Annotated in this window: 4 protein-coding genes; 2 read left to right on the forward strand and 2 right to left on the reverse strand. The window is 35.6% G+C overall.

Annotation, left to right across the window (positions count from 1 at the left end; translation table 11 throughout):
• Positions 1 to 22 precede the first annotated feature (22 nt).
• Together AB1414_18710 and lpxI are read left to right on the forward strand one after the other, a co-directional pair.
• On the forward strand, positions 23 to 226 hold the full coding sequence (locus AB1414_18710; protein MEW6609446.1) for a hypothetical protein: 204 nt from the start codon (positions 23 to 25) through the stop codon (positions 224 to 226).
• Positions 227 to 293: 67 nt separating this feature from the next.
• Positions 294 to 1103, forward strand: a complete 810-nt coding sequence (gene lpxI / locus AB1414_18715; GenBank protein MEW6609447.1) for a UDP-2,3-diacylglucosamine diphosphatase LpxI — start codon at positions 294 to 296, stop codon at positions 1101 to 1103.
• A gap of 243 nt (positions 1104 to 1346) precedes the next feature.
• Here lpxI and murI read toward each other — a convergent pair whose 3' ends face one another.
• On the reverse strand, positions 1347 to 2159 hold the full coding sequence (gene murI, locus AB1414_18720; protein ID MEW6609448.1) for a glutamate racemase: 813 nt from the start codon (positions 2157 to 2159) through the stop codon (positions 1347 to 1349).
• Between the two features lie 266 nt (positions 2160 to 2425).
• The coding region (gene moaC / locus AB1414_18725) for a cyclic pyranopterin monophosphate synthase MoaC (protein MEW6609449.1) at positions 2426 to 2742 on the reverse strand (317 nt) is incomplete at its 5' end.

Here is a 2742-nt window from a genome sequence, read left to right on the forward strand (position 1 = left end):
TAGTAGAAACTAATAGAAATTTATGGAAATTTGTTGTTTTCCACAATCAATTTCTACCTATTTCTATAAATTTCAATCTATTTCTATTATCTTATCTCCATATCATTCTTATCTCCTTATCCCCTTTTGGACACTTTTGATATATAGAAGGGGAAGATTGGATTTTTTTGAAAGTATAAAGTTAGTGAGGAAGATAATATTGGTAGAAAATCATCGACAACCATAGGAACGACATATTGATAGGAACCTTTAAAATATTATACATATCGTATTTAGAAAGGGTGGTGATTTAATTGGTTTCTCATAAAAAGATGGGACTGATTACTGGCAGAGGTAATTTACCTGTGATTTTAGCTCAACAAATAAAAAAACAAGATATTGAACTTGTTATCATTAGCCTGGTTAAAGATGAACAAAATGAACTGCAGGCAATTGCCAATAAATTCTATTCCTTTGAAATTGGTCAGATGCAGACAATAATTGAGACATTAATTCAAGAAGGCATAAAAGAGATTTTTATGATTGGTAAGGTTGATAAAGAAATAATCTTTGATAAATCAAAGTTAGACAATAGAGCAATTGGTCTATTGTCTAAATTAAAAGCCAGAGATGATAACGCCATTATGAAAGCAATAATAGATGAACTTGCAAATGATGGTCTTTTGGTTTTGGACCAAAGGCAATATCTGTCAGATTTATTAGCTCAAAAAGGCATATTAACCCAGATGCAACCAACACAAGAGCAATGGCTCGATATTGAATATGGTCTTTTGATGGCGAAAAGTATTGCCTCTCTAAACATTGGTCAGTCAGTTGTTGTCAAAGATAGAGTGGTTTTAGCTGTAGAGGCAATAGAAGGCACGGATGAGACAATTTTAAGGGCTGGTAGTTTTGGTCAAGAGGGATTAGTTGTGGCTAAAACATCTAAATCTGACCATGATTTTCGATTTGATATTCCCACGGTTGGTATTTCAACGATTAAAACAATGATTAAAGCAAAAGCAACGGTTTTAGCCCTGGAGTCAGAAAAGGTATTAATTGTCCATAAAGATGCGGTGATAAAAGAGGCAGATAAGGTTAAAATTGTCATTGCGGTCTTATAAAAAAATTGGTAACCGTTCACCGCAGAGACGCAGAGAAAAAAGTTACAAAAATTGTACACAAGTTGCGACTCTATTTTAGTAACATTTTAACCATCTGAAGTGAAATTCAAGTAATCAGTTATCGGTGATCAGGTTATCGGTAAAGGGAAAAGATTAATTGGTTGTTACCGATTACTGATTACCTGATTACCGATTACTTTAAATAATCACAATTTATACCCCACTGGAGTATAGTTACCTATTTTACATACTTCCTACCTCAACCTGCTTTACTACCCCAAATTTTTCACCTAATAATCTTTTACCTATTTCGACAAATTTTGAAGAGGCGTCGCTGACATAAAATTTATAGACAGGGGCAGGATTTTGGGGACGAAGTAAGTTATTTTCCTCTAATACCTTTTTTGTCTGGAAGGCAACTTCAATTGCGGAATCAACCAATACTACCTCATTCCCCATAATTTCTTGTAAAATATTTTTTAAGAATGGATAATGTGTGCAACCTAAAATTAGTGTGTCTATTTGATTGTTTTTTAATGGGGTAAAATAGTCTTGTGCGACTAATTTAGTTACTTTATGTTCAAACCAACCTTCTTCTACTAATGGCACAAATAAAGGGCAGGGTTGATTTGTGACCTGAATGGTGGGGTCTATGGATTTAATTGCCTCAAGGTAGGCATTGCTGGAAATGGTAGCTTGAGTGCCAATCACACCTATTCTTTTAGACCGACTTATCTTTATTGCCTTCAAAACACCAGCATGGATAACACCGATAATTGGCAGGCTAAATCTTTCTTTTAATACACCTAAGGCTAAAGATGATGCAGTATTACAGGCAACGACAATCATTTTCACCTGCTGTTCAATAAGAAAGTTAGCAATCTCAAGGGAAAATCTGCGGACAGTTTCTTGAGATTTTGAGCCATAAGGGGTTCGGGCTAAATCACCAAAATAGATTATATCTTCTGAAGGTAAGGTTCTCATTATTTCAGCCGCCACCGTCAACCCACCAACTCCAGAGTCAAAGATACCAATAGGTAAATTTTTATTCGCCATTAGCATTACTCCTTATGAATATCCATCTTGATAAAATAAGGTATTTTGTAATTATTCAGCCACAGATACACACGGATGAAACACTGAAAATTCGTGAATTGTGTCCGGTATCCGTGTCCGTAATCAAAGTTGAAGGCTGAAAATTCAGGTATAGTTCCTCGTCTCTCCTCTCCTTCTCCGTTTCACCCTTTCTCATCTATCCTCTGACTTCTGTATTTATCCGTGTCAATCTGTGTTAATCAGTGGCTGAACAGTTACGGTATTTTTTATATCCTTTTCCATATTCCGCTTTTACCGCCTGCTTTTTTAATCAATTGTATATCTGAAATAGTCATTTCGCGGTCAACGGACTTACACATATCATAGATAGTCAAGGCGGCAATTGAAACTGCGGTTAAAGCCTCCATTTCTACGCCTGTCTTAGCCCAGACAGTAACCTGTGCCTCTATTTCTATATCAGTCTCATTTAGATTAAACCTAATATCAGCAGATTCTATCATTAATGGATGACACATAGGGATTAATTCGGATGTTTTTTTAGCGGCTAAAATCCCGGCAGTTGCGGCAACATTTAATACATCGC

It is taken from the genome of bacterium (genome assembly GCA_040755795.1).
Classification (GTDB): domain Bacteria; phylum UBA9089; class CG2-30-40-21; order CG2-30-40-21; family SBAY01; genus JBFLXS01.

Coding starts and splice junctions, on each gene's coding strand:
- AB1414_18710 (MEW6609446.1), top strand. CDS start 23: ATGGAAATTTGTTGTTTTCCACAATCAATTTCTACCTATTTCTATAAA.
- murI (MEW6609448.1), bottom strand. CDS start 2,159: ATGGCGAATAAAAATTTACCTATTGGTATCTTTGACTCTGGAGTTGGT.